Below are 25,525 nucleotides of genomic sequence, written 5' to 3'. Positions count from 1 at the left end.
GGTGGTTGTTCTGAGGCTCTCGGGGCACACATGCGGCCGGCCCGGACGGCTTCGAGGGCGTCACACATGCCTTGGCGGGCCGGATCCGCTACTTGGGCCACCGTGCGATCTGCACGTTCTCCAGCACGCCGACCGCGTCCGGCACGAGGATGGCGGCGGAGTAGTAGGTGCTGACGAGGTAGGACATGATCGCCTTCTCGTCGATGCCCATGAAGCGGACCGACAGACCCGGTTCGTACTCGTCCGGGAGTCCCGTCTGATGCAGACCGATGACGCCCTGGTTCTCCTCACCGGTCCGCATGACCAGGATCGAGCTGGTCTTCTCCTCGGTGACGGGGATCTTGTTGCAGGGCAGGATCGGGACCCCGCGCCACGCAGGCACCTGCTGGCCGCCGAGATCGACGTGGTCCGGGTACAGACCGCGCGAGTTGAACTCACGACCGATCGCCGCGATGGTCCGGGGATGCGCGAGGAAGAACTTGGAACCCCGGCGGCGACAGAGCAGTTCGTCCATGTCGTCCGGGGTCGGCGGGCCGGAGTGCGGCTGGATGCGCTGCTTGAAGTCGGCGTTGTGGAGCAGGCCGAATTCCCTGTTGTTGATCAGCTCGTGCTCCTGGCGCTCGCGCAGCGCCTCGATGGTGAGCCTGAGCTGTTCCTCGGTCTGGTTCATCGGCCCGTTGTAGAGGTCGGCGACCCTGGTGTGGATACGCAAAATGGTCTGGGCGACCGAGAGTTCGTACTCGCGTGGGTTGAGCTCGTAGTCGGCGAACGCGCCGGGCAGTTCAAGCTCGCCGACGTGACCGGCCGACATCGCGATCTCCGCCTCGCCGCGATGGTTCTGCCGTCGGCGGGAACGCGATGCGAACGCTTCGACGTGGTCCCGCAGAGCCGGAGCCGTGGACAGCACGGCTGCGAAGTCGGCGCGCGACAGGGTGAGCAGGATGCCCGAGGTCTCGGCAACGGCCGTCTGCTCCCACCGGGCATCCTCGTCCAGCAGGGCGTTCTCCCCGAACCGGTCGCCGTCGGCCAGTACGTCCAGAGTGACCTCGTCGCCGTAACTGCCGACGCTGGTCTGCCCGATGCGGCCACGAGCGATCAGGTGGAGCTGATCGGCAGGGGCCCCGCGCTCGACCAGCGTCTCTCCTGAGCGGAAGTCGCGTTGAACGCACCGGTCCGCAAGAGCCGTCAGCACATCCACGTCGTCGAAGCCGCGCAGCAGGGCCAGTTCGCCGAGCTCTTCAGGGATCACCCGGACTCCGGAACCGTCCTGGACGAACTCCACGATCCCGTCGCCGACGATGTACGTGAGGCGGCGGTTCACCCGGTAGGTGCCGCCCTTGGTCTCCACCCAGGGGAGCATGCGCAGCAGCCAGCGAGAGGTGATCTCCTGCATCTGTGGGGCGGACTTGGTCGTGCTGGCGAGGTTGCGGGCCGCCGCCGTGCCCAGACTGGACTGCCGCGGCAGATCCAGTCGTACGTCCGAACTCGGGTCAACAGTCATCGGGCCAAGCTCTCCTTGGGGAGGGTGGCGACATGCGTATACGGACGTCGCCGGGCAAGAGGGGGAAAGGGGGGCAAAGGATGGGAATCCATCCAGATCCACGAGAACCCTAGAGGCCGTCCCGCGTCCGGGACCAAGGAAATCCTGCGACATTAACTCGATACGATGATCACGACAGTGTCATGTTTGGTCGGTCACCAGCAGGATTGAGCCGCGCTGGAACCGTGCGTTCCGTGAGCGGTCGGACAGGCCCCGACGCGGGGCCGGTGAGCCGAGGCGCGGTAGAAGTGCTGCACAGTCGCACTGCTGTGGTCAATCGGATCGGCCGGGACGCGCCTCCGTAGTCGTCGCTCTCCGTATTAATTGTGAACGGACTTGCGACACTGGGTCGAAATTGCGACAAGGGTGGGTCGGATCAGCGGGCCGGGTGTGAGATCAGCGATTGAGGGCCGACGCAGTCATGGCTCGACCGGGACGAGGGCGCGTGCCGCTCCGGGTCGACCGAAGAATTGGCGGCGCACGCGGCGTGCCTGGCGGCGGGAGATGCCTTCGTTCACAGGGGAGCGGACGGATCGGCCCAGTGCGCGCGGGGGAGTGCCGACGCCGTGCTCCGCACATGCCCGGGCCGGAGCGTCCTCATCAAGGATGCAGAGGGAAGCCGCCGAACCATGAGTGGGAGAATGTGAGCGCCGAGCCCTTGTCAACGGCTGCGGCCACCGCGGGGGAGCGCGGTGACGAAGAGCCGCCGGAGGCAACCGTGTCGCCTGGCGGCCACACTCATCCGCTCCACCACGGGGCCGAGGCCGACGGCCGCAGAAGTCAGGGACCCGCGCGTCTCGGCTGTGAGCGTCAGTCCGGCAGGGGCACGCGGATAACAGGAGTGAAGGGGCGTTTGTTGAATCCGGTGCGTACATTGCGGCAGGCCGGCGCTTCGCACATCAGGAACTCGTCGACGTTCTTCCGGCCTGTGCGGTTCTTCAGCCAGGTCTTCTCGTTGCCGGTAAGGGGCCGGTGCTGTTCGTCGGAGTCGCAGGTGTAGCAGAACTTGACCGAGGGTTGCACGGCACCTCCTGGAGGGCGGATAAACCGAGACGTGAGTATATGGAGGCTTACCGGACTCTCGACAGAGGCCATTCGGCTGTCTGCCGGGTGGCGCTGCGCCCAGGCAAAGTCAGTCACACGTCGCCCAGGAACCCAGGATCGGACGGCCCCACCCGCCGTGCGAAGTCCGCTGCGACTCCTCACACCTCACGCATCGGCACAGGCTGCCGGCGTGTGGCCGCGAGACGTGAAGGGGAGCCATGGCTGGACTGGTATGTCGGCAAGCTCGCCACGTACGAGGTAAGCCCTCCGGTGACCGACGTCGAGTCGGCGGTGAAGTACCTACAGCGCGAACGAGCGGTGACACTTGGCGGCGTCCGCCGGAACGACTGGGGACTCGCTGTGATCGAACGAGCCGATGAACTGCTCCAAGACGAGGTGCTGCGAGTCGCGCAGCGAGGTCTGCATCCGTGGCTGGGAGGAATCATCCACGAGCGCAACGATCCTCGGCCGGAGCACTGGATTGCCGCGGACAAGAGCAACAGCCCAGGCGTCGAGCTCGTCGATGATCCTGCGGAGCTCACCGGCCCCGCGGGGCGACATGGCCCGGATCACGTCGTCGAGTAGGGCACGGCCTTCAAGAGGGTTGCCGCAGCAGTACCAGTGCACGTTGCCGAACTCGTCGTCGTGCCAGAGATCGCGGGCGGGCCGGTGGACGTAGTCCTTCCACAGGCGCAATGCCGAGCTCACGTCGCCCGGCTGGAGGTAGTTCCGCGTGCGTTCAAGGCGAACGATCTCGGATAGCGCTCGCAGGGAGAGGCGGTCGATGGCCGGCCTTGGGCGGTATGACTGCTGCCGGTCCGGAATTTTAGCCCGGATGCGTCCTGGCCGTCTACGCGGCATGGGCCTTTCGGTTGGTGGTCATGCCGCACATGGTGCCACAAGGTCCAACGGTGTCTCGAACGGATTCGATCGTCTGAGGGGTTGGCCGGAGGTGGCGGGCCTCGCAGTTCATCCCGCGCGGTGGAAGGCCGGGGATCCGGACACCGTGCCTCTCAGCGATCCGGGCTACGGCGTCAGCCGCCTGGCCCGGGGCCTGCGCGACCTGCCGGCTGAGCCGGTCGGCCGGGTCCGATCCGGCCGCGCTTCATGCATCCGCCGAAACCACTGCGGATGATCTGTCGACGGAACGGGGTGCCCCGCCGGTGCGGTTACGTTCCTCGGAGGCCGACGTCACCCCGCACGACGTGGACCGCTTCTAAGGGACAATCCTCCGCCGCTTCGATCTGGAGCACACGTTCCGCTTCGCGAGCAGCCCTTCGGCCGGAGGACGCCGAGGTTGCGTACGCCCGCGAAATAGAAGTGCCTGTCTGTCTGATTTCTTGCGAATTTCCGGCTGGGCCGATTGCTGGTCAGTACGGTGCATATCATGGCGAAACGAGAGTCTGTGAGAGGCGAGCCCATACTGCGGCAGACGGCAGACCCGTCCAGCCCGGACGGGACGTCACATTGCCTGGGCGCTGCCGGACAGCGTGGGGGAGCGGAGGGGCCCGGGATCGTCCATCGGCAGCCGCGCGAATTCCTGTGCCGGTGAGCGCGGGGTGGCCCGTTGCGCGGGCTGCGCTTCTGGCAGGGCGAGCCCGCGAGAGCAGGGTGTCTAGCGGAAGGCTGTGGAGCCATGGGGGATGCCGGAGGGCAGTGTCAGGCCGGAGTTCTGGAAGGGCTGCTGCGGGAGGTGCGGGTGGTGGCGGGCCGCACAGTCACGGCCATCCTGTGCACGCACGCCCACGACGACCACGTCCGCGTCGCACCCGAACTCAGCGACCGGACCGGAGCACCCATCCTGCTTCACCCCGCCGACCAGCCACTGTGGACGCTCACCCACCCCGACCGGCAGTGGGACACCGCCCTCGCCGACAAAACCGGGATCACGGTGGGCGATACGACCCTGCGCGTCCTGCACACCCCCGGCCACGCCCCGGCGCCGTCTGCTTCCACGCCCCCGATCTCGGCTGTGTGTTCACCGGCGACACCCTCTTCCGGGGCGGCCCCGGCGCCACCGGCCGCTCGTACAGCGACGAGAACCTCATCAAGCGGTCCATCCACGAGCGGCTGTTCACCCTGCCCGACCCAACGGTCGTCCACACCGGCCACGGTGACGACACCGCCATCGCAGCAGGGAAGAGGAACATCGGCCGCTGAGGAAGGGCACTGCCGTGCCCGGTCGTTCGCCCCGGGGGAGGACGAGCGACCGGCTTGGCATGGCAGCTGTGCACCCGTCAGACCCTCAACGAGTGGACCCGTATCGCAGTGTTCTCATCACAGCCTGCCCAGGCGCCCGCAATCGGCTGGGGATGGGGGCCCTCAAGCGCGTCGTACAGGTGCTGTACAGCCGGATGCCCCTGCCGGCCGCTCGGCCGGCGGGGGCATCCGACCGTCCGACCTGCTACCGGGAACAGGGGATCAGGACGCCGAACACAGGGCCGTCACCGAGGGCGTGCCCGCCGCATCCGATGTACTCGCGAGGAAGCCGAAGGTGGTACTCGCCCCCGGCGCCAGCGTGCCGTTCCACCCGGCGTCGCGCACCGTTGTCCCGGTCAGTGCGCCGTTCCAGACCTGGGTGACCTGGCTGCCCGCCGTCAGTGCGAGGGGTACCGCCCACGAAGAGATCGCTGCCGTGGACGAGGTGTTGGTGACCGTTACCTCACCCTGGTAGCCGCCCTGCCATGCCGACACCGCGCGGAAGGCCGCCGAGCACCCACTACTCCCGGGTTCCCCCGGCTCCTCGGGTTCCCCCGGGGTGAGCAGGGCAGACAGCGCCGGGTACCAACGGGCCGCCATCTTGGCGTCGCCGGAGGCGTTGGGGTGGACGCCGTCGTAGGTGTCGGTGGCCGTGTCGAAGCCCGTCCACTGGTCGACGACGGATACCGGCGACTGCGCGGTGCTGATGCCCTGAGCCCAGGCAGGAATGCGCTGGTTGAAGGCGACCGTACGCGCGGCGCACTCGGCGCAGCTGCTCGGATTGATCGGGATGAGCTGGGCGACCAGCACCTTCATCGCCGGGTTGGAGGCCCTCATCTGGCCGACCAGCTTGGTGTACGCGGCAAGGATGGTGTCCGGCGCGATGCTGCTCCAGACGTCATTGGTGCCGAAGTGCATGACAACGATGTCCGGCGAGGTCGCCGCCAGCCATCCGGGCAGCAGGTTCTGGTCGGCGGTGGTGGTGGCCAGGAAGCCGCCGTGGCCTTCGTTGTCGGCGTCGTGCGTGAGGGCGCAGCTCTGGGCGTTGAGCGTGCCGACGAAGTCGATGTCGGTGTAACCGGCGCTCTGCAACTGGTCCCAGAGGAGGGAGCGCCAGCAGCCCGGTGAGCCGGTGATGGAGTCGCCCAGCGGCATGATCCGGACCGGGGACGCGGTGGCGGCCGCGGCGGCCGGGGTGCCGGCCAGACCTAAACCGGCGGCCAGGGCGAGGAGGGCGGCGAGGAAAGCGGCAAGTAGGGGGTTGCTTCTGCTGCGCACGGGTGTCCTTCCCGAAGGGGGTGGAAGCGGGGGTGCGGTACGGCACGGTGCATGGGAGCGCTCCCATGCACGCGTTCATCAACCCACGCTTGGCAGTGACGCGTCAATATCCCGGACGGGCCGGACTGAGGGCCTCCGACGTTCGACTCCGCCTCCGGCATGTCGTGTTGAACGGACGCCTCGTGGCTCCCCGGCAGTTCATGAGGAGCTTCCGCCGCGTTCTCGCCGGACTGAGCCTGTCCGTCAGATGATTGAGGCGCAGGAAGCGGGGGAGCCCTGGCCTTCTGTCGGCGTACCCGGCGGGCGCGGGAGAGGTGGCAGTGGTCATCTGCGGGACGTACGGGATCCCCATCGTTCGCGGGGTACTTGTGGCACGCGGCTCCCACATAGCCCCGCCGTTCCGCTGGGCCGTGTTGCGGAGGCGAAGGGCGGCCGGGGAGCGCCGGCCGCCCTGGGCGTGCCTCGTGTCTGCTGAGAGCTATTGCGGCTTCTCCTGGATTACTCCCATGACCTGCATGATCTCGTAGTTGCGCAGGATCTCGGCATGGAGTATCTCGGGGGTCACGCCATCCCCGTACCGGGCGTACAGGGTGATCCCGAACCCGATGGACTCAATGTCCGCCTTGGAAAGCTCCTTGTTCTCCCACAAGTCGACCGCACTCGCGCCCCCCTGCAGGATCAGGCGGCCGAACCCTGCCGCCGTGCCCACGTAGCCGTAGTGGGCGTTGGACCAGAAGTCGTCCCGGATCTGTAGGGCGTGGCCGGTGCTCTCGGCCGACCCGGTGATGTCGGTCCAGCTGAACTCCTTGTCCCCGTTCATCTTCTTGATCGCGCCTTTGTGATCCCATGGGCCGCCGGTCTTGACGAGTTCCTTCCACATGCTCGCCGCTTCCTTCTTGTTGCCCCAATAGCCCGGTTTGAGCCAGCGTGCCCGGCTGGGGTCCATGTTGAGGGCCCTCATCTCCTGTACTTGGTCGGAGCGGGAGTTGACCGACATCTCGCCGGCCATGAAGTTCTTGATCGTGTCGTAGGGCGTGGGCGGTTCTTCGGGCGCCCGTCCGGTCGGATCGACCAGCTTGACGGGGCTGTTGTGCGCGTATGTGTACGCGGCGAGGTTGCGGGGTTCGGAGATCCCGCCCGCGAGCTTGGTGTCGAGATACTCCGGCAGGGCCGGGTCCGGGCCCGCCCACAGTTGGGTGCGCGGGTTGTAGTAGCGGACGCCGTGGTAGCTGAGGCCCGTCTCACTGTCGAGTTCCTTGCCGGTGAACTGGTAGGGCGTGTCCTCCTGGCCGGTCCGTTCCTCCACCCAGGTTTCCCCGTACGCAAAATACTCCAGGTGTTCGGTCACCGCGCCCGTGCCGTCCGTGACGTATCCGGACGAGCCGAGGTGGTCGGTGTGGAAGAACGACTGGGCGTTCTCGGCTCCGTCGGCCACGGTCTTGGTCGTCAGGCGGCTGTCGCCGATGAAGACGTGCTTGTAGCCGGTGCCGTCCCGCTCGCTGTAGTTCCGGTTGGGGTACAGCGAGAGCTTTTCGCCCTTCTTGACCACCCGCTCGCCCGTCGCGTCGTACACATAGGACACGGTGGCGTCAGCGCAGCCCGCGGGGCTCTGCTCGACCGTGCCGGTCGCCGCGTCCTGGTTGCAGGCGAGGCGGTTCTCCTCGTCCCAGACGTACTGCCGGCGCTTGTCGGTGACGGCCGTGTTGACCGTGCCTGTCAGGTTGCCGTTGGCGTCGTAGGCATGGCTGATCGGACCGACCTTGCCCGGGGCGTGCGGCTTGGCGCCGTCGTAGGTGTACGTGTAGTCGTACGTGGTCCGGTCCTGGACATCGCCCGGGTTCGACGGGTCCTCGACCGGTTCGATCGGGCCGGCTCCGCCGCCTCCGACCGGGAAGGCCGGGGTGCCGCCGGTGACCTCGTGGGTCTGCGACTTGCTCGTGGTGTTGTGGATCGAGTCGTAGCCCAGGCTCAGTGTGTACGTGTTGAGCGCGTTGTTCTTGTCCGTGTACTGGCCGGACGCGGAGGTGAGCCGGTACTGGTCGTCGTATCCGTAGGTCTGGCTGCTGGGACCGCCGATCTCCCCGCCCTGCGGCACGTTGTTCGCCAGCGAGGTGATGTTGCCGGTCTTGTCGTAGGTGTAGCCCAGGTTCTGGAACGCCGCTCCGCCCGGGGTCACGGACTTGAGGGCTTCGAGCCGGCGGTCCTCGGTGTCGTAGGTGTAGGTGGTGCGTACCCCGTTGCCGGTCTGCTGCAGGATCTTCTGCCCGAATTTGTCGTAGTCGAGCCGGTCCAGGTACGTGTAGCCGGTGCCGTTCTTGGACCCCGTGGCCCGGTTGACCTGGCCGCCCGAGTCGTAGTCGTAGGTGAGGACTTCACCGTCGGGGTAGGTCATCTGCAGCACGCGGTTGAAGGCGTCGTAGCGCCAGGCGGTGGTGTAGGTGCGCGGGGCGTCGCGGACCGCGGTGATCGTGCGGGTCTCCTCGGTCACCTCGCCCAACGCCCCGTAGGCGCGCTTCACCGTGCCTGCCGCGTCGTGGACCTCGGTGACGCGCGAGGCCGTGTTGTCCGGTGCGCCGGGGGCGCCGTACTCGTAGGAGACGTTGTTGTCCGGGAACGTCGGGTAGCGGACGGCCTTCAGCCGCGAGTACTCGTAGTCGTACTCGACGGCCTCGTCCGCCGCCCGCAGGTTCGCGGTGATCTTCGACGTGACGTTTCCTGCGAGGTCGTAGCGGGTCTCGGAGCGTCCGGCGTCCGGACTGTCGAATGAGGTGCGGCGTCCCAGCGCGTCGTAACCGGCGCGCGTGATGTTGTTCTTGTCGTCGGTGATCGTCGTGACCAGACCTGTGGCGTCGTAGGCGTAACTGGTCCAGATCTCCGAGGAGCCGTCGAACTCCTTGACCGAGGTGGTGGCCCCTCGGACGTCGGTGTAGGTGCGGCGCTCCTTGTCGTTTCCGTCGGTCACCGTCTGCTCGAAGCGGGTCGTGCCCGCACGGTCCTCACCGAAGCCGTATCCGGTGCTGGTGGTGACGCCGTCCGGCTGCACGGTCCTGACCGACCGGTCCAGGACGTCGAAGGTCTCCTTCGTGGGCGTCACGGAGTCGAAGGAGGCGTTGAACGTGGTGTTCGCGGCCCCCTTGTTCTCGGTCACCGGGTAGTACTTCTCCACGGTGCGGCCGAGGGAGTCGAACTTGAGCCGGCCGGAGACCGTCATCACCTGGGTGGGCGTGGCCCCGGGCGAGGCGGACACCGAGGCGTCCTTCTTCGTCTGCACTACGCGTTTGAGGCCGTCGCTGAAGGTGACGGTGTCGATGGTGTCGTCGCGTACGCCTGAGGCGGCGCGGTCCAGGTGCTTCGTCGTGGCGTACGGGACGGTCGCCTCGGGGTGGTAGCCGAAGGTGATGGTGGCCTGGTCACCGTCCTTCTCGTAGGGGCCGGTCACCTTGTCGAGCCGGCCGGCACTGTCGTAGGACATCCTGAGCGGCTGGTCGTTCTGGTCGGTGCTCCGCTCGGGCTCGCCGTATTTGAGGTTGTACGCCGTGGACGAGCGGTAGCCGAAGCTGTCCTCGACGGACTCGACGTGCACGCCGACCGTGGCGTCGTAGCCGTACTCGAGTGTGTAGCGCTGCCCTTCCGCGTTCGCCGGGCCGGTCACCGATTTCAGGTTCCCGTCCGGGTGGTACGTCAGATCGGAGACGGCCGGGGTGTCGTCGTCGAGGTATTCGCGGGTCTGGCGCACAGCGCCGGTCGCGCAGTCGACGGTGGATTCGCGGTGACGCAGGAGTGTGCCGGTGGCGGCGGCCTTCTGCCGTATCACGTTGGCGATGCCGACGAGATGCCGGTCGCGGCAGCGGGTGTCGGAGCCGCTGTACTCGAAGGTGGTCTCCAGGTCGTCCGCGGTGCCCTCGTCGCCCGCGTCGAAGGCGCGGGTGACGTTGCCGAAAGCGTCGTAGGTGAGGTCGGTGAATGTGGACTTCGCTGCGGTGGCCGCGCCTTCGTAGCGCCTGTCCTCGACGCGGGTGAGCTGCGGGAAGACAGTGGCTGTCCGGCTCTTCGGGTCGGCCTCCTTGCCCGTGGAGGTGTCCAGCAGCCGGTAGGTGTTGAGCGTCTCGCTGTACGGGCGGCCGGCACCGTCCTCGGTCAGCGTGCGGGTGAGCAGGCCGCGGCCCACGTGCCCGTCGGTGCGGTACTCGTCGGTCACCGTGCGGCGCACGGCGTTGTCCGTACCGGGGTCGCGGTCCTCGGTCACGACGCGGCCGAAGCCGAGGAACTCGCGCTCCGCCCGGTCGTAGCGGCCCTTCTCGTAGCGGAAGGTGGTCAGGCGCGTGTCAGCGCCGTCGCCGTCGAGCCCGTCGAACACGGAGGTACTGGAGAGCACCCAATGACTGTCAGGCATCGCCGCGGTGTTGCCCGACCGGGTGTAGCCCAGATCGATGCGGGCCCCCATCGGGCGGCTGACCGAGCGCAGCAGGTTGGTGCGGCCGCTCTTGTTGACCGCGACGAGCAGCTCGTTGTCCCGGGTCGACTTGACATGGTCGGCCAGGCCGTCGCCGTTGATGTCGCGCAGCGCCACCTCGGCCCGGCCGATGTTGGTGGATGCGTCCGCACCGGGGTTGAACACGATGTGGCCGGCACCGACAGGGAAGCCGAAGGTGAAGTACGCGCCGCCGCCGAGGGTGGCGTTCTTGTCCACCGCGATGTCGCTGAACGCGCCGCGGAACGGTGTGGGTGCGGTGAAGCCGGCACCGGTGTTGATCGCGACCTTCACGGGGTTGGTGCCGTCGGTGAACACACGGTCTGTCAGGCCGTCGCCGTTGACGTCGGCCAGTGTGGCATTGGTCCTCGAGGTCCCCAGCGTCGCGGAGACCCCGCCCGCGAAGCCGTAGTTGTCGAGATTGAAGCCCAGGTTGACACCGGCGTTGCGGGTCGAGGCGTCGTTGACGGGCCCACCGCCCCACATTTCGCGGGGTGCGAAACTGTAGCCGAGGTTCAGCTGGGCCTCCCCGTTCGAGTACACCTTGTCCGGGAGGCTGTCGCCGTTGATGTCGGTGAGGTCGAACTTGGCATCCGACTCACCGCCGCCGAGGTTGCCGCCGATGCCCAGAGAAGGCATCTCGACGCCGGTGCGGGCAGTGGTGGCCGAGGCATCTCCGGAGGGCGCATCGGTGCCACTTGCGGTGGCCAGAGTGCGGACCGGGCTGCCCGCGCTCAGCGACACGCCCCCGGAGACGGAATCCGTCTCGCGTACATTGCCGCCGAGGGTGCCGCGGGTGGCGCCGAGTCCGCCGTCCATGTCGGAGTACTGGATCCCCTTGGCGCCGACGACATCGGGAAAGCGGTCACCGTTGAGGTCGAGGAAGTCGACCTCACTCGCGGTGGTGCCGATGGCACCGCTGCCACCGAACGGACCGAGCGTCAGCGTCGTGGAGATCTGCTGGGAACGCCCGCGCCGTATCAGACCGGTCGACCCCGCGATGTCGGCGTCGGTGACGATATCGACGGTGTCCAGACCCAGCCGTGAACTGGCGGCGGCAGACGCTCCGACCCACGTACTGTCGTCGGAGGCAACCCACTTGCCCGTGGAAGGCTGCGGGGCGAACACGGTGATGCGTGGGGCGGGAACCTTCGGGTCCGCGGTGAACGCGGCCAGGTCGTCCTCTTCCGGTGCCTTCGGCAGCGCGTCCAGGTAGCTCTGGTCGAGCACCAGCTCGTTCTGTGCGATGGGGCGGGTGGCCCGTTCACGGTTGCCCTGGTAACCGATCACACCCCAGCCGCGGTACGGCTGTGCGAACGCGCCCTGGACGGCGGGCGAGTGCATCGCGCTCGGCACCTGCTGGAAGTTCGAGCCATCGTAGCTGACCTTGACCGTCTGCGTGTTGAGGAGGCCGACGAGCTTGGTGTTCGCCGTGGTCATGTCGAAGAACAGCTCGTCGCCCTCGGTGACCGGAACGTTCAAGCGCGTCAGGGAAGAGGGCAGGCCCGCACCGAGCACCAGGTCGATCGTCCGCTTGCCCAGCAGCGCATTGCGCTTCTTGACCGTGAGGAAGATCTTCGCGTTCTCGGAGTTCGCCTTCAGCTGGATGTCGGGCTCGACGATCAGCGTGCCGGTGCGTGTGGCCGTGTAGGAACCCTGCGGCCCGGTCAGAGAGTTCACCGGGTACACGTTCAGCTCGTACGGGGGGTTGACCACCACCGTCGGGTTGCCCGCGGAGTCCACGACCGACTCGACGCCGCTGGCCTTCGTATAGTGCGCCTTCGGCGTCCAGCGCAGCGCGTTCGCGTCGATCGGGGAGTCCACCAACAGCTTCCACGAAAGCCGCTCCCGCGCGGCCACCTGGACGCTGACGTCGATCGGCGTCGTGCCTGTGGACGCCGCAGGCAGGACCTTGCGGATCAGCTCGCTGGTGACCGGGTTGCCCAGGAAGTCGGTCTTCTCGTGTGTGATCAGGACGGTCACGCTGTCCGAGGTCGCCGTCGCCTTGACCAGGTCGCCGGTGATCCTCAGCGTGCCGGTCAGCGGCACGGTGACCACGGACGGGCGTCCGGCCAGGGTGAAGTCGTTCTTCGCGTCGAAGACCGTGGTGCTCAGGCCGTTGGTGTCGGTGCCCGCGTCCATCCCGACATAGCTGACCGTCGGATCCCACGCCACGGTGTCGTACTTGCCGTCCAGAACGGACTGCACACGGAAGTACACGGCTTCGCCCTTGCGCACGGGTACCGCGTTCACCCCCGTCGGGGCGAACTCGATGTAGTCGTCCGGCCCGATCCGCTGTGCCCACAGCTCCTTGTCGTTGTGCTGGATCGTGACCCGGACACCGTCGGCCTTCTCGTACTCCGGGCGCTGCGGACCGGTGTCCTTCTCCAGCCGCACCCCGCCCTCGATCCGTACGGTCCCGTCGTACGGCGCCACCCAGCGGCGCACGCTGTCCATCAACGGAGAGTTGTCCACCGCGCGTTCGAAGGCCGCGGTCTGGTCGCCCACGATCGTGCCCGTCGCGGCGCCCGTTCCCACCGGGGCCTCGGTTCCGGCGCTGTCGGCGCCGTAGGCCGGTTCGCCGTCGGCGTCCAGGCGCCCGTAGAGCACTCGGCCGTTGTTGACCAGGTCGGCGATGCCGTCGGCGTTGACGTCGGTGAAGTACCGGTCGGACGTCGTCGTGGTCGACACGTAGTCCAGCTGGCCGTTGACGCCGGCATACGCCTCGATGCCCGCGGTGCCCGAGAGAGTGGTCTCCCGGGAGATGCCGGGCAGCCCCGTGAGTTTGACCGGGGTGTCCCCGAACTTCGGCTGCCCGGACGGGCCGGACAGGTTTGGCCGATAGAACACCTCACCGTTCTTGCGGAACACCTTGTCCGGCAGGTTGTCACCGTTGACGTCCTGCAGTGCCAGCAGTCCGTCGGACACCCCGGCGTTCACTCCGACCTTCACACCGGCCGAACCGGACTTGACCGGCGCGACCGGGTTGTAGCCCACGTAGAGATGCCCGCCCGCGCCGACCGACGTGCTCGACGACAGCGCGCTCGCCTCACCCTCCCGGATGTTGACGCCGAGGTCGTCGTCGGGGACCGTCCAGGCCGCGGCGGCCTCGAACGCGGTGTAGGCACCCGACTTGTCCCGCACGTCGTCGAAGTAGTCGAACACGTGAGTGTTGAAAACCCGGTTGTCCTCACCGAACTGCGACACCGACTGCAGCAGCGTCTTGGCGAACGCGCCGACTCGGTAGTTGAGTTCGTAGGCACGGATCAGCTGGTCGTCGAGCTTGACCTCGACCCGGCGCAGCAGGTCGGCGGTGACCCGCTTGAAGCCGTACCGCGCGTCGATCTGGGCGTCGCCGCGTCGGGGCTCGTCCCTGTCACGGTCCCTGAGGAAGGTCACCGAGTAGCGGCCTTCGGTTTCGCCGTGCCCGGTGTAGGTGATGCGCTCCGGGTAGAGCGCACGGCCCTGGAGGCCGGAGTTCGCGACCCCGCCGTCGTCGACCCGGACATGGTGGTAGCGCAGCAGATTGTCGTGCCCGTCGCGGACCTCGCGCGCCGCCCAGATCGCGATGTTGCCGGCGCCGTCGGCGAGCGTGGAGTCCTGCGCCCCGCCGTACACAGTTCGCAGCCCCTGCTTGTCGGTGACCTCCCACCAGTAGTTGGACGGTTTGTCGCCGTGCCGGACGATCCGGTCGAACCCGCCCTCGGAGCGCGGGTGGAACACCTTCTCCGCAGTGCGTGCCTGGAGTGCGCCGCGGTGTACGACCGGAGTGAGCTGTTCCCCGTTCAGCAGGTACGACTCGGATTCCTTCTCACCGTCGTAGCGCGGCACGCCCCACCGGGTGTCCACCGTGATCGACGGGGTACTCAAGTCCCAGCCGACGCCGGTCCAGCCGTTGCCGCCCGACGAGTTGTACGTGATCGACAGCTCTGGTTGCAGGCCTCCGCGCCCCTTGGGCACTTCGAGTGGGTAGGCCAGCCGCGCGTCGCCGCCGCTGTTCGCCGCCGGGGCCTCGATCAGGTTCACTCCGGCGCCGGGATCGGCGGCTTTGATGTCCTTTATCTGGTTGGGGTTGAACGACGTGCCCTCCGGCCCCTCCGGCCCGGTGACCGCCGACCCCGCGTCCGGTCCTGCCGCGACGCTGCGGAAGGGCTCGGCCGAAGTCGGCCCGATCATGGTCAGCGCCATGATCAGGGCGAAGACCACGCCGTTCCTGCCGCGGAACACGCCAGTCCGACCGCGGAATGCACGCTGGACATTCATTGAAGTTCCCCCACACGTCCGACATCCCCAGAACACGCGATTCCGACGGCTGCGGCCCCCGCGCATCCCGAACGGTATGGGCGAGCCAGCTCACTCGCACAGGTTTTCTCCACAAGACCTGCCCCATACGGTTACGATCCGACAACGGGCCTGCTCGTCACGGTGCTTAGGGAAGCTGAACGCTGAACTTCGTGTTGCCGGTAGGCCCTTGGTATGACACACACCCCCACTCGTGCGCCCACAGAGGTACCAAACAGCAGCCTGCGGGCGGACGTTGTGGCACCGGGGCCGGGTCTAGCGTTCGGATCATGAGAACTCGCCACTGCGGCATGGCCGCCTCGCTCCTCGTCCTTGCCCTCGGCGCAACGGCCATCGCCCCCGCCGCCGCGTCCTCTCCGCCGTCCGCCGAAAGCCGGACCGAGCCCACCGCCACCGCCCCACAGCTGCGGCTTCCCGCGCCGACCGGGCCGTACGCAGTCGGGGAGAGCACTCTGCACCTGCGGGACAGCGGGCGCCTCGACCCCTATGCGCCGGAGGCCGGAGCACGCGAACTGCTGGTGTCCATGTTCTACCCGGCACAGGCCGGAAGCGGAGTGCCCGCCCCGTACATGAGCACGAAGGAGGCGGAACTGCTGCTGGAGTCGCGGGGAATCGGCGGTTTCGTCGATCCCGGGGTGGTCGGGGCCACCGAGACGTACGCCCGCCTCGGCGCGACGCCCGACCGCGGCCGCTTCCCGCTGATCGTGCTGTCGCCCGGCTTCGGGCAGAGCCGTTCCACACTCACGTCCCTCGCGACAGGCCTGGCTGCGCGAGGCTACGTCGTCGCAGCGGTGGACCACGCCTACGAGTCCGTCATGACCGCTTTTCCGGGTGGACGCGTTCTGCCCTGCACCGCCTGTGACTTTGTTGAGCGGACTGGTGACGCGGGCCTGGGGGAGGTCGCCCGGGGCCGGGCCGAGGACGTCTCATTCCTGCTGGACCGGCTGACGGGCAGCCACCCTGCCTGGCGCCACTCCTCGATGATCGACCGGCAGCGCGTCGGTATGGCCGGGCACTCCATCGGCGGCAACAGCGCCGCGTCCACGATGGCCCTCGACCCACGCGTGCGCGCCGGTGTGAACATGGACGGCTCCTTCTACGACCCGGTCGCCGCCGCAGGGCTCCGAGGCCGGCCGTTCATGATGCTCGGCACCGACGTCCAGCACGCCCCCGGCAGCACGACCGACACCACGTGGGACCGGGACTGGCAGCACCTCGACGGCTGGAAGCGGTGGCTCACCGTTGCCGGGGCGGGGCACTTCACCTTCACCGACATACCGGTCCTCGGGGCGGAGCTGGGCATCACGGATCCCACGGCACCACTGGCCGCCGACCGTTCCAGCAGCATCACCCGCGACTACGTCACCGCCTTCTTCGACCTGCACCTCAAGGGCGTCCGGCAACCACTGCTCGCGGGTCCGACACCCGCCAATCCGGAAGTCTCGTTCCAGCGGCCCTGAGGGTCTCACCGCATGGGTGGCCGGCGGGCCGGACGCGAACAGCTTCCCGGCGGGGCGGGGCGGGGCGGCCGGGGCGGTCGCCAAGGATTCTCGGCCCGAACCGCCGATTCGGTTGCCTCGGGGGACCGTGAATCCCGTCCCCCGCGCCACGGGCCCTCCGGTGAGGCTTCCGCTCCGGAGGGGCCGTGGCGCAGCAAAGAACCGTCCAACCGGTACATTTCTGGGGAAGAGGTGTTCCGCCGGTTCGAGAGAGCGCCGGAGCCCTCTTCTGTGTTTCCATATGCGGTCCGTTGATGACCAGGGGCGCGGGGCGCTCCGGGCGGAATGAAAGAGAGATGCTCAGGATGGCTGGCCCAATACCCGCACAGGTAATGGTGGTCGGGGGAGGCCCGGTCGGCATGCTGGTCGCGGCGCAGTTGGCTGCGCAGAATGTGGACACGGTGGTCCTGGAGCCGGAGGCCGCTGTTTCCGGGAGACCCAAGGCCACTACGCTTCACGCCAGGGCGGTCCAGGCTCTGGCCAGGAGCGGTTACTTCTTCGAGCAGACGTCCCGGGCGGCCGGGACGGCAGCCACTATGCCCTTCCACTTCGCGGGTATCCCGGGCCTGTCCATCACTGCTCCGGAGGCGGAGCCCAGCCCGATCCTGAAGTGCCCCCAGGCGGAACTCGAACGGATCTTCGAGAGTCGGGCGCGGTCCAACGGGGCACGGGTGCTGCGTGAGCACCGGGTCACGGAGGTGGTGCAGGACAGCGTCGGGGTGCGGGTCACCGCGCAGGGCCCGCGAGGGCTCCGGACGTTCACCGTCGCGTACGTGGTGGGAGCGGACGGGGCCCGCAGTATGGTCCGCGAGGCCGCGGGAATCGCCTGCGACGTCAGCCCGCCCACCATGTCCGCGATGACGGGACTGGTCCGCATCCCGGACGATCAGGCGATCCCGGTGGGCTGGCACCGTAAGCCCAGGGGCTGGCTCATCGCCAAGAACGGCTCCGACGGCCGTACCCTCATCCACACACTCGTCCGCGGAGACGGCTCTTCCGGCCGGCATGTTCCGCCGACCCTGGCCGAGCTGAGCGGGCAGGTGTCCTGGATCGCCGGACACCCCGTCACGATGACCGCCCCCCGTTGGCTCAGCCGCTTCAGCGATTTCACCCGGCTCGCCCGGACCTACCGCGCCGGACGTCTCTTCCTGGCCGGGGACGCCGCGCACGTGCATTTCCCGATCGGCGGGCAGGGCCTGAGCACCGGAGTGCTGGACGCCCTCGACCTGAGCTGGAAGCTCGCCCTCGTGGTACGGGGCGGCGCGGCCGACGGACTGCTCGACACCTACGGCCCGGAACGCAGGCCCGCCGCTCAGAAGGTCATCGACAACACCCGCGCCCAGGTCGCGCTGATGGGCACAGGCGCCGAACTCGGCTCTCTGCGGACGCTGCTCGCCGGCCTTCTGGAGTCGGGCGGCGGCAACGACTTCCTCAGCGGGATGATCAGTGCCCAGGACACTGTGCTTCCCGCGAGCCCGCACTGTCGCTCCCCGTGGGAAGGGACCTTTCTGAACAACATCGAGCTGACCACCGCCAACGGCCCGTCGGACCTGATCGGGCTGCTGGGGGAGGGCGGTCAACCGCTCCTGCTGCTCTTCGGCGAGGAAGGCGGTCGCTACGCGGACACGGCACGGGCCTGGGAGCGGTCCCTGCGTGTGGCCCACTGCCCGCCGACACCCTCCGCGCCGTGCTCGGCGGTACTCGTGCGCCCCGACGGATATGTCGCCTGGGCGTCGGACGGGGGCGGACCACTGGCCTACGCGCTGACGGCGCTGTTCGGCAAGGAAGTGAGCCCGGGACCGGTGCCTGTCCCCGTCCCGGAAGGGGAGCCGGCCCAGCCGGCCGGAACGCCGGCCTCCTCGTCGAGTACCCCGGTCAGCTCGGTGAAGACCGCCACCCCCCGTGTGCGCGAGATGTCCACCGAGGTGAGGACGGACGCGAGCACCACATTGGGCAGCAGATGACGCAGCAGGGAACAGACTCGCCCCGCAAGGTCCTGGTACTGGCTGATCGCCTGCGACATCGCCTGGACACCGGCGAAACTGCCCACCAGGACGTCGGAGGTATCCCGGGGCAGAATGTGAGGCAGGAGCTCTCCCTGGGCCTGCGCCTTTTCGAGCAGTCCCCTCAGGACTTCGCCCCAGTTCAGGAACGGGCCGCTGCGGTCGAGGTCATGAGCCTGCTGGTCCAGGGACAGCCGTACACCGGCGCGGACCATCGGGTCGGTCTGCAGCCGGTAGGCGTGCAGCATGATGACATCCACGAGTTCCTGCGTCTTGCAGGCACGTGCGGGGACGTCCAGGCGCTGCTCCTGCTCGCTGAGCACACCCTGGGCCAGCTCTTCCTTGGACTGGAAGTGGAAGTACAAGGCCCCCTTGGTGACTCGCGCCTCGTTGAGTATCTCGGCGATCGTGGCCGCCTGGTAACCGTTCTTCTCGAACACCTGGGCCGCCGCCGACAGGATCGTCTGACGTGTACGGATGGCTCGATCCTGCTTCGCCATTCTCGCCTCCTCCACTTACATGACTACTGCGCCGACGGCACCGTAGCGTATGAAAAAAAACCGGCTAGTATGTATCTTACAGCGGTCGGCGCCCGCAACGAACGGGTGTAGAACATGATCGATCGGCACTGCGGGGCCGCGAACCCCGGCGCCGCGGTCGGCTTCCCGCACCCTGCCGCGAAGCCGGTACGGAGAGGGAGAGGGCCCGATGATTCTGGTGACAGGTGCGACAGGGACGGTCGGCAGGGAAGTGGTGCGTTCCTTCCCGCCGGGCGTGCCGCTGCGTCTCATGACCAGGAACCCCGTGGGCATCACCGTTACGAGGCCCGAGGCGCAGGCAGTCGCCGGAGACTACACCGATCCCGACTCGCTGACTCGGGCGCTGCACGGAGTACGCAAGGCCTTCCTCGTCACGAGCCGGGTCGGCGGTGACGAAGGCGCCGTCTTCCTCCGTGCGGCGCGGGCGGCAGGCGTGCATCACGTCGTGACGCTGTCCGCGGCCTCGGTCACCGACACGAGGGCCGACGACCTGATCACCCGCTGGCAGCGTGCCAATGAGGAACTCCTGCGGCAGTCCGGGATGGCCTGGACCATGCTGCGGCCCCGTTCGTTCATGTCCAACTGCCTCTCGTGGGCGGGTTCGGTCCGCTCGGAGCGGACCGTGCGGGCCCTGTACGGAACATCGGTGAACGCGTGTGTCGACCCGCGCGACATCGCCGAAGTGGCGGTGCGAGCGCTCACCGAGGACGGACACGAGGGCGTGGCCCACACGCTGACCGGGCCGGAGGCGGTCAGCGCGGCCGAACAGACACGGCTGCTCGCGCAGGTGCTCGGTGTGCCGCTGCGTTTCGAGGAACTGACCCCGCAGGAAGCGCGCGCCGCGATGCTGCGCCGCCACTCGCCCGAACTGGCGGACGCGTTGCTGAGCAGTGCGCGACGACAGCGGGACGGAGCCAAGGCGGCTGTGGGAAACGGTGTCCGAGAGGTGACGGGGCGGCCCGCCCGGTCGTTCGCCGATTGGGCCGGGGACCACGCCGGTGCCTTCGCCCCGAAGCGGCCCCAGGAGGGCGAAGTCGCCGGTGCAAGCCGGTCAGCCCTCGGGTGAGAGTGTCGTCACAGTGGAGGTGAACACCAGGTGCTCGTCCTGATGGCCGGTCACCAGGACCCGCTTCTCGGCACCGGCTGTCGCGGGCAGGTGCTGCGCCTGGATCATGCAGGGTGTGTCCAGTTCGGTGTACCGGTGGAACTCGCTCGTGATGCCGACGGGCAGCATCGCGGGGCTGTCGAGGGCCGCTGCCGCTGCCTGGCGGGCCGCTTCCAGGAGCACCATGCCCGGAACGTGGTCGACCGGGTGGTCGAAGAGGACGTGGTGGCGGGTGTCGGCCCTCAACTGCCAGCGGTTCTGCTCCCCGGCGGGGGAGAGCACCACGTCGACGGGTGACACACGTCCGACGCTGCCGGGCGAGGCAGGGGCCGTGAGGGGGATTTCGGGCATGTCCCCGGCAGTGCGGCGGTCTCCCCGGAGCCTGCGGTACACGGCCGGTGTGGTGCAGGTGAAGGCGCCGCCTCCCCGCCCGGCAGGCTTCCCGTCACGGTGGATCACCGCTTCGTAGCGCAGTCCGGTCAGGGCGCCGCTGCGCAGCTTGACCTCGGTGCAGGTGACGTCGATGTCGAGCGATGCGGGTGTGCCGCCGATCAGGACCTGATCGGGCTCGACTGCGTACGCGAGGTCCCACATCAGGAACTGGTGGCCGAACGGAACGTCGAACTCCGCGTGTGCCAGGAGCGAGCCCACCTGGCGTATCGTCTCTGCAGCCAGCAGTGGATCGTGGTGTGCGCCGATGGGACTGAAGAAGCTGTGCCCGCGGGGCCACTGGGCCATCACCTTGAAGCGGTCGTCGTCCTCACGCTTCCAGTCGGTGAGCATGACTTCGGCGACAGCCGCCCGGTGGACGAACTCCATGGGCACCGTGGTCGTCAGTGACGGAAAACGGAACAGCGGCGGCGTGGCCGACGGAGCCGGCCGGATGGCAGCCCGTGCGGAGTTCTCGTCCGTGAGCGGGTGAGCAAGCTGGATCGTTGCTGCAGTCATCTTTCCCCCAAAACGACGATAACGAGAACCGGGTGAGCCCTTCGTGGGACACCAAAGATACATACCAACCGGTTTAATTTCTACCGTCTCTTCGCAAGCGGTAGCAGCGAAACCGCGAGCTCCGATTGTGGCCCTCGCGCCTTGCCTCTCGACGGGCTGCCCCTGGTGAGGCCACTCGGCCCTGCCGCTCAAGACTTTCCCGGCTGGAAAGGGGCTCTTCATGGGCGGATTTCCGCCATGAGTCAGCTGGGGTGATTCGAGTGGGGCACGGTAGGGCGGAGTGGGTGTCCTTGTCGAGGCTCTCCGTCCGTGGAGGTTCTCCTTCCGTGCTTGCGGGGAAGCGGGTCGTTGCTCGGGGGTGGGGAAGGTGTGCGGGCCTGTCCGCGCGGCGGCGCTGGGAACGCACTCCGTACAGGGTGCCGCAGGGTCGGTGTCAGTGCGAGCCTGGGTGCGTTCAAGTGACTGGATCGACCTGGACAGAAAACCGCTTAGATGGTTTGTTATGCTGGTTCAATGCCGCGAGGCAACATCGAGAGGGGCTGTGGCATGTCGGTGGGGAGGCTTGCCGGGTCCGGTGAGCCTGTGGATGCCCATGGCCCTGCGGCGGAACTGCCGGCGCTGTGCGAGCGGGGGTGCAAGGGGCGGAGCGGACAGGTGCGCTCGCACAGCGCTGCCGGGCGCGGCCCGGCCGACGTCGTCACCGACCCCGCCGGGACCCGCGAGCTGCTCAGCGCCCCGCTCGTGATGTTCCGGCCCAGGCGTGTCTGCCTGTCGTCCCGCAAGCACCGCAACCCCTCGCAGTGGCTCGGGAGCGGCGGGACAAAGTGGGTCCGCCCTTTCGGGAACCGTGTCGCCGAGCCCTGTAATCAGGAGGCATTTGATGGTCATGCAGGACCGTGCGGCGCGCACACGGCAGTCGTTGATCCATGCCGCCGCCGAAGTGTTCGCGCAGGAGGGTTTCGCCCTCGCTTCGCTCGCTGCGATCAGCCGCCGGGCCGGGGTGAGCAACGGCGCGCTGCACTTCCACTTCGAAAACAAGAAGACACTAGCCCGGGCCGTCGAGGACGAGGCGGCCAAGGCCGTGCGTCGGATCACCGAAGGAGGGGTGAACGGGGGAGGCTGCGCTCTGCAGGTACTCGTGGACACCACGTACGAGCTGATGAGCGGGCTGGCCGACGATGTTGTGATCCAGGCGGGCTTCGGTCTGGGCAGTGACCCCGCCTGGGGGCAGGAGCCTCGGCTCCGGCAGGGGTGGCAGCGGTGGGTCGAGGCCATGCTGCGGCGTGCCGATGCGGAAGGCGGACTGGCCGAAGGGGTGTCGCCCGCCGATGCCTCGCCTTCCATCGTGGCAGTGACGGTGGGCTTCGAGGTGCTCGGCGGCAGTGGCAGGGGATGGCTGTCAGCGGAGACGATCGCCGGATTCTGGGACCTGGTGCTGCCGAGGCTGGCGAGCGGGCGGGGGCCCGTGCCGGTAGTTTCGTCCCCGGCCGGCCGTCTCCGGCGCACCGCGACGTCGGCCGTGGGCAACGGACTGACGCCGAATGCCCGGGCAACGGACTGATCGTGTTTTTCTGATGAACCGTCGGGGAGAAGCCCTGCCGTACATTTTCTCTGTGCCTCCGGGGCGGAGAGTCCTCTGTTCTGTGCTGCGCGATCTGTGAAACCTTCAAAGCGGGTGAGGGCCCGGCCTGTGGGCCGAGCGCAGGAACCACAACAACCGGACTTGGGTGTCCGATTGGGCTTGTGTGGGGTGGCGGGTCTGCTGATCGTGTCCGGGTGTGGCAACGACTGGATTCGAGGGCACAGCCATGAGCGCGCGTACCAAGGCGTGAGCGATGTGACTGCTTGAGTCCGTCCCGAGATGCCCGCCCGCAGGAGACAGGCCCACTGGCAGCCGGTCCGGCCCAGCTAGAGCATCGCATTCACGATCTCCCGCATATCGTAGGCGCCCTGATAGCCGCTGATGAAGTGGTGCCGGTCCTTCCACGCGGTGATCACCGCGTGGTCAACGACCACTGCTCGTCCAATAAATCACTTGGGTAGGGCTTGCGTTCACTCACCCGGCCACATCACCAGATCACCAACCGCGGACCGGCAGATTCCGTTCTGTCACCACACCACCAGGCGACAGCAGATCACCTCAAAGAATCACGAACCACCCACTGAAACGAGCCCTCACCTGCGACACGCGGATCGTGGCTATGACCACGCAAAGTTGGCGGCACCGGCGTCGTACGCGTAGGTGCCGTACTTCGCGCCACAACCTTCGGACACTGCGGGCTTCTGACGCAACGCCTACTCAAGGGAAGCCTTGCGCTGAAGAGCGATCTTAATGACCAGCTCGTCGCGACGGTCTGCCAGCAGGGCATAGGCATCGGGCAGACGATGCAGTGGCATCCGGTGAGTAATCAGCCGGTCGACCTGTATGCGTCGAGTCTGCAGCAGCACGAGCAGGTCGGGAATGGTGTAGGTGTCGACCTGGCCGGTGGAGATGGTGATGTTGCGGTTCCACAAGGCGTTCAACGGCATGGATACCGGCTCTGCGTGCACTCCTGTATTCGCGATCCGCCCCCGCGGCCGGATGATACTCGCGCAAAGGCCGAACGCCTGGTCCGAGCCCACAGCCTCGATGGCAAGGTCGACGCCCTGTCTGCCGGGGGTGAGAGAGCGTATGCGCTTGGCGACGTCTTCGCTCTGGGTGAGCAGGTGGTCGGCCCCGAAGGGTCCGGCCGCATCCAAACGCGGGCGTGAGCGGCCGACTGCGATGACAATGGACGGGCTGAAGAGGCGGGCGCAGAGGATGGAGGCGAGGCCGATCGGACCGGTCCCCACGACAGCCACGCTCATGCCTGGCGTGACCGCTCCGGGTGGGATGCCTACTTCGTAGGCGGTGGGTAGGACGTCCGAGAGCAGCAGGGCCTGTTCGTCGGTGACGTCGTCAGGCAGCGGGTAGGTGCTGTAGTCGGCGAAGGGGACGCGCACGTATTCGGCGTGTGTGCCGTCGATGAGGTTGCCTAGTTGCCATGCGCCGCCGCCAGTGCATTGGCTGTAGGAGTGGTGTCGGCACGAGGGGCAGCGGCCGCAGGAGGAGATGCAGGGTATGACGACTCGGCGTCCTTCCACAGCGCTGCGTACGGCGGAGCCTGCTTCGACGACTGTCCCGACCGCCTCATGACCAAGTACAGTCCCCGGCGCGATGCGGGCTCCCGAACCGTCGACGATGTGCAGGTCTGTTCCGCAGATGGTGGTCGCGTCCACGCGGACGATCGCATCCTCTGTATCCCGAATACGGGGATCCGGAACCGACCGCCATTCTGTCTGGCCGACTCCGTCAAAGCAGAAAGCATCCATGACTTTCTTCCTCGTTCCTGTACGGGGCCGTCGCAACTGCTGTTGCTACCGTGGTGCAGATGCCTGTGTGCGTGGACAGCAATGGCAGTGGGGACTGCTGCCTCATTCGGTGTGCGGGGCCGCATCCGGTTGCGGTCCGGGAGCCGCGATAGGTTCGGAGAGAGGGGAGTCCAGGGATGGCAGGAAGTAGATGGCGTACATCACCAGCGGCGTCGTCTCCAGGTTGTTGCCGATGTGTCCGTGTTCGCGCCCGGGCAACTCGACGAAAGCCTCCCCGGCCAGCACCGCCTCTGTGCTGAGGTCCCGGGCAAGGTGTGGGTGAGCACTCCTTCTCTGACCACAATGAGTAGTGGCCCGTGATGAAAGTGCCAGCCCGTGGTGTCGCCCGGACTTAGGAGAATCTTGCGAACTTGAACCAGCCGTGCTTGACCACCCAGAGCGGGTAGCGTCTCTTTCACCCGCCCACGCGCCAAGGCGAGGTGTTCAGCTACATGCGCACTGCCGGGTGGTGACAGTCCGGACAGGGTTAATTCCAGTTCGTTATCGGGGGGATCTTTCACCGCCGTGCTCCTTCCGGTGGCCCCAGGCTATGCCCGGTCAACGCGTGAGGGCTGAATCTCAGGTGTCACGGCCCCGGGTCTCTCCGAGCGACGGGGTCCGGTCCAAGGTACGGGCGCATGTCGCGTGCAATCAGGACCTCTTCGTTGGAGACCCCCGCCGGCACCATGGGCCAAACCATGTCGCTTCTGGGTACAACAAATTCGAGGACAACCGGCCGGTCGCGCACCGCCGAGGCGGCGATCAAAGCTCGGTCAACTTCTTCGGGGCGAGTGACCTTCCATGCTGCGCAACCGTATGCGAGGGCCAGCTTGGTGATGTCCGGGCTGAGCGGTCCATCTCTGGTGTCGAGGTCTGTGTGCTGGATGTCGCCGTCGTAGAAAAGCTCCTGCCACTGGCGCACCATACCCAGGGACGAGTTGTTGATGACCGCGACCTTGACGGGCAGCCGCTCGTGCACGCACGTGGCGAGTTCCTGGTTGGTCATCTGGAAGCACCCGTCGCCGTCAACGGCCGCCCATACCTCGGCGTCCGGGCGGGCCACCTGGGCGCCGAGGGCAGCCGGGATCGCGTATCCCATCGAGCCGGCTCCCCGTTATGTTTTCCACGGCTCCGCAACGGGGCCGCTGGCCTCCGGGCCCGGCATGACTTGGTCCCCCTGTCCGAGATGACCTGGGGGGTGGTGTTC

Annotated in this window: 13 protein-coding genes and 2 pseudogenes; 5 read left to right on the top strand and 10 right to left on the bottom strand. The window is 67.6% G+C overall.

Annotation, left to right across the window (positions count from 1 at the left end; genetic code table 11):
* Positions 1 to 88: 88 nt before the first annotated feature.
* The 3 genes from ACZ4LX_RS05945 to ACZ4LX_RS05935 all read right to left on the bottom strand — a co-directional run bounded on the left by ACZ4LX_RS05945 (position 89) and on the right by ACZ4LX_RS05935 (position 3,292).
* On the bottom strand, positions 89 to 1,501 hold the full coding sequence (locus ACZ4LX_RS05945; RefSeq protein ID WP_467639221.1) for a family 2B encapsulin nanocompartment shell protein: 1,413 nt from the start codon (positions 1,499 to 1,501) through the stop codon (positions 89 to 91).
* 849 nt (positions 1,502 to 2,350) lie between these two features.
* On the bottom strand, positions 2,351 to 2,563 hold the full coding sequence (locus tag ACZ4LX_RS05940) for a hypothetical protein (RefSeq protein ID WP_467639224.1): 213 nt from the start codon (positions 2,561 to 2,563) through the stop codon (positions 2,351 to 2,353).
* Positions 2,564 to 2,884: 321 nt separating this feature from the next.
* Positions 2,885 to 3,292: a hypothetical protein gene (locus ACZ4LX_RS05935; protein WP_467639226.1), complete on the bottom strand. Its 408-nt coding sequence runs from the start codon at positions 3,290 to 3,292 to the stop codon at positions 2,885 to 2,887.
* Between the two features lie 994 nt (positions 3,293 to 4,286).
* Here ACZ4LX_RS05935 and ACZ4LX_RS05930 point away from each other — a divergent pair.
* A pseudogene (locus ACZ4LX_RS05930) lies at positions 4,287 to 4,744 on the top strand (MBL fold metallo-hydrolase); the annotation flags it as partial.
* Between the two features lie 261 nt (positions 4,745 to 5,005).
* Here ACZ4LX_RS05930 and ACZ4LX_RS05925 read toward each other — a convergent pair.
* Both ACZ4LX_RS05925 and ACZ4LX_RS05920 read right to left on the bottom strand, forming a co-directional pair.
* On the bottom strand, positions 5,006 to 6,061 hold the full coding sequence (locus ACZ4LX_RS05925) for a GDSL-type esterase/lipase family protein (RefSeq protein WP_467639229.1): 1,056 nt from the start codon (positions 6,059 to 6,061) through the stop codon (positions 5,006 to 5,008).
* Between the two features lie 478 nt (positions 6,062 to 6,539).
* Entirely contained in the window at positions 6,540 to 14,759 is an 8,220-nt protein-coding gene (locus tag ACZ4LX_RS05920; protein ID WP_467721103.1) for a SpvB/TcaC N-terminal domain-containing protein, read from the bottom strand.
* Positions 14,760 to 15,103: 344 nt separating this feature from the next.
* Between ACZ4LX_RS05920 and ACZ4LX_RS05915 the strand changes: the two genes are divergently transcribed.
* Positions 15,104 to 16,294 (top strand): alpha/beta hydrolase family protein, encoded by a 1,191-nt coding sequence (locus tag ACZ4LX_RS05915; RefSeq protein WP_467639235.1) that lies wholly within the window; start codon positions 15,104 to 15,106, stop codon positions 16,292 to 16,294.
* A 293-nt stretch (positions 16,295 to 16,587) separates the two neighbouring features.
* Positions 16,588 to 18,057: pseudogene (locus tag ACZ4LX_RS05910) on the top strand (FAD-dependent monooxygenase); the annotation flags it as partial.
* Positions 18,058 to 18,089: 32 nt separating this feature from the next.
* Here the strand turns inward: ACZ4LX_RS05910 and ACZ4LX_RS05905 are convergent.
* The gene (locus ACZ4LX_RS05905) at positions 18,090 to 18,836 is read right to left on the bottom strand and encodes a ScbR family autoregulator-binding transcription factor (protein WP_467639238.1); all 747 of its coding nucleotides are present in this window, start codon (positions 18,834 to 18,836) and stop codon (positions 18,090 to 18,092) included.
* A 208-nt stretch (positions 18,837 to 19,044) separates the two neighbouring features.
* Between ACZ4LX_RS05905 and ACZ4LX_RS05900 the strand changes: the two genes are divergently transcribed.
* Positions 19,045 to 19,941, top strand: coding sequence for an SDR family oxidoreductase (locus ACZ4LX_RS05900; protein ID WP_467639241.1), 897 nt, complete (start codon positions 19,045 to 19,047; stop codon positions 19,939 to 19,941).
* On the opposite strand, the gene ACZ4LX_RS05895 is transcribed toward ACZ4LX_RS05900, so the two are convergent.
* The gene (locus tag ACZ4LX_RS05895; RefSeq protein WP_467639244.1) at positions 19,927 to 20,928 is read right to left on the bottom strand and encodes a ScbA/BarX family gamma-butyrolactone biosynthesis protein; all 1,002 of its coding nucleotides are present in this window, start codon (positions 20,926 to 20,928) and stop codon (positions 19,927 to 19,929) included. The two genes, ACZ4LX_RS05900 and ACZ4LX_RS05895, sit on opposite strands and share 15 nt — an antisense overlap.
* A gap of 880 nt (positions 20,929 to 21,808) precedes the next feature.
* Here ACZ4LX_RS05895 and ACZ4LX_RS05890 point away from each other — a divergent pair.
* Positions 21,809 to 22,489 (top strand): ScbR family autoregulator-binding transcription factor, encoded by a 681-nt coding sequence (locus ACZ4LX_RS05890; protein WP_467639247.1) that lies wholly within the window; start codon positions 21,809 to 21,811, stop codon positions 22,487 to 22,489.
* A 734-nt stretch (positions 22,490 to 23,223) separates the two neighbouring features.
* Here the strand turns inward: ACZ4LX_RS05890 and ACZ4LX_RS05885 are convergent.
* The 3 genes from ACZ4LX_RS05885 to ACZ4LX_RS05875 all read right to left on the bottom strand — a co-directional run bounded on the left by ACZ4LX_RS05885 (position 23,224) and on the right by ACZ4LX_RS05875 (position 25,417).
* Positions 23,224 to 24,279: an alcohol dehydrogenase catalytic domain-containing protein gene (locus tag ACZ4LX_RS05885; protein ID WP_467639250.1), complete on the bottom strand. Its 1,056-nt coding sequence runs from the start codon at positions 24,277 to 24,279 to the stop codon at positions 23,224 to 23,226.
* Between the two features lie 102 nt (positions 24,280 to 24,381).
* On the bottom strand, positions 24,382 to 24,564 hold the full coding sequence (locus ACZ4LX_RS05880) for a hypothetical protein (RefSeq protein ID WP_467639252.1): 183 nt from the start codon (positions 24,562 to 24,564) through the stop codon (positions 24,382 to 24,384).
* 340 nt (positions 24,565 to 24,904) lie between these two features.
* On the bottom strand, positions 24,905 to 25,417 hold the full coding sequence (locus tag ACZ4LX_RS05875) for a thiamine pyrophosphate-dependent enzyme (RefSeq protein WP_467639255.1): 513 nt from the start codon (positions 25,415 to 25,417) through the stop codon (positions 24,905 to 24,907).
* Between the last annotated feature and the right edge of the window lie 108 nt (positions 25,418 to 25,525).

The organism is Streptomyces sp. NPDC026062, assembly GCF_055568375.1.
This window is presented reverse-complemented; position numbering and strand designations above follow the sequence as displayed.

Coding starts and splice junctions, on each gene's coding strand:
- ACZ4LX_RS05945 (WP_467639221.1), bottom strand. CDS start 1,501: ATGACTGTTGACCCGAGTTCGGACGTACGACTGGATCTGCCGCGGCAG.
- ACZ4LX_RS05915 (WP_467639235.1), top strand. CDS start 15,104: ATGAGAACTCGCCACTGCGGCATGGCCGCCTCGCTCCTCGTCCTTGCC.
- ACZ4LX_RS05905 (WP_467639238.1), bottom strand. CDS start 18,836: ATGGCGAAGCAGGATCGAGCCATCCGTACACGTCAGACGATCCTGTCG.
- ACZ4LX_RS05900 (WP_467639241.1), top strand. CDS start 19,045: ATGATTCTGGTGACAGGTGCGACAGGGACGGTCGGCAGGGAAGTGGTG.
- ACZ4LX_RS05895 (WP_467639244.1), bottom strand. CDS start 20,928: ATGACTGCAGCAACGATCCAGCTTGCTCACCCGCTCACGGACGAGAAC.
- ACZ4LX_RS05890 (WP_467639247.1), top strand. CDS start 21,809: ATGGTCATGCAGGACCGTGCGGCGCGCACACGGCAGTCGTTGATCCAT.
- ACZ4LX_RS05885 (WP_467639250.1), bottom strand. CDS start 24,279: ATGGATGCTTTCTGCTTTGACGGAGTCGGCCAGACAGAATGGCGGTCG.
- ACZ4LX_RS05875 (WP_467639255.1), bottom strand. CDS start 25,417: ATGGGATACGCGATCCCGGCTGCCCTCGGCGCCCAGGTGGCCCGCCCG.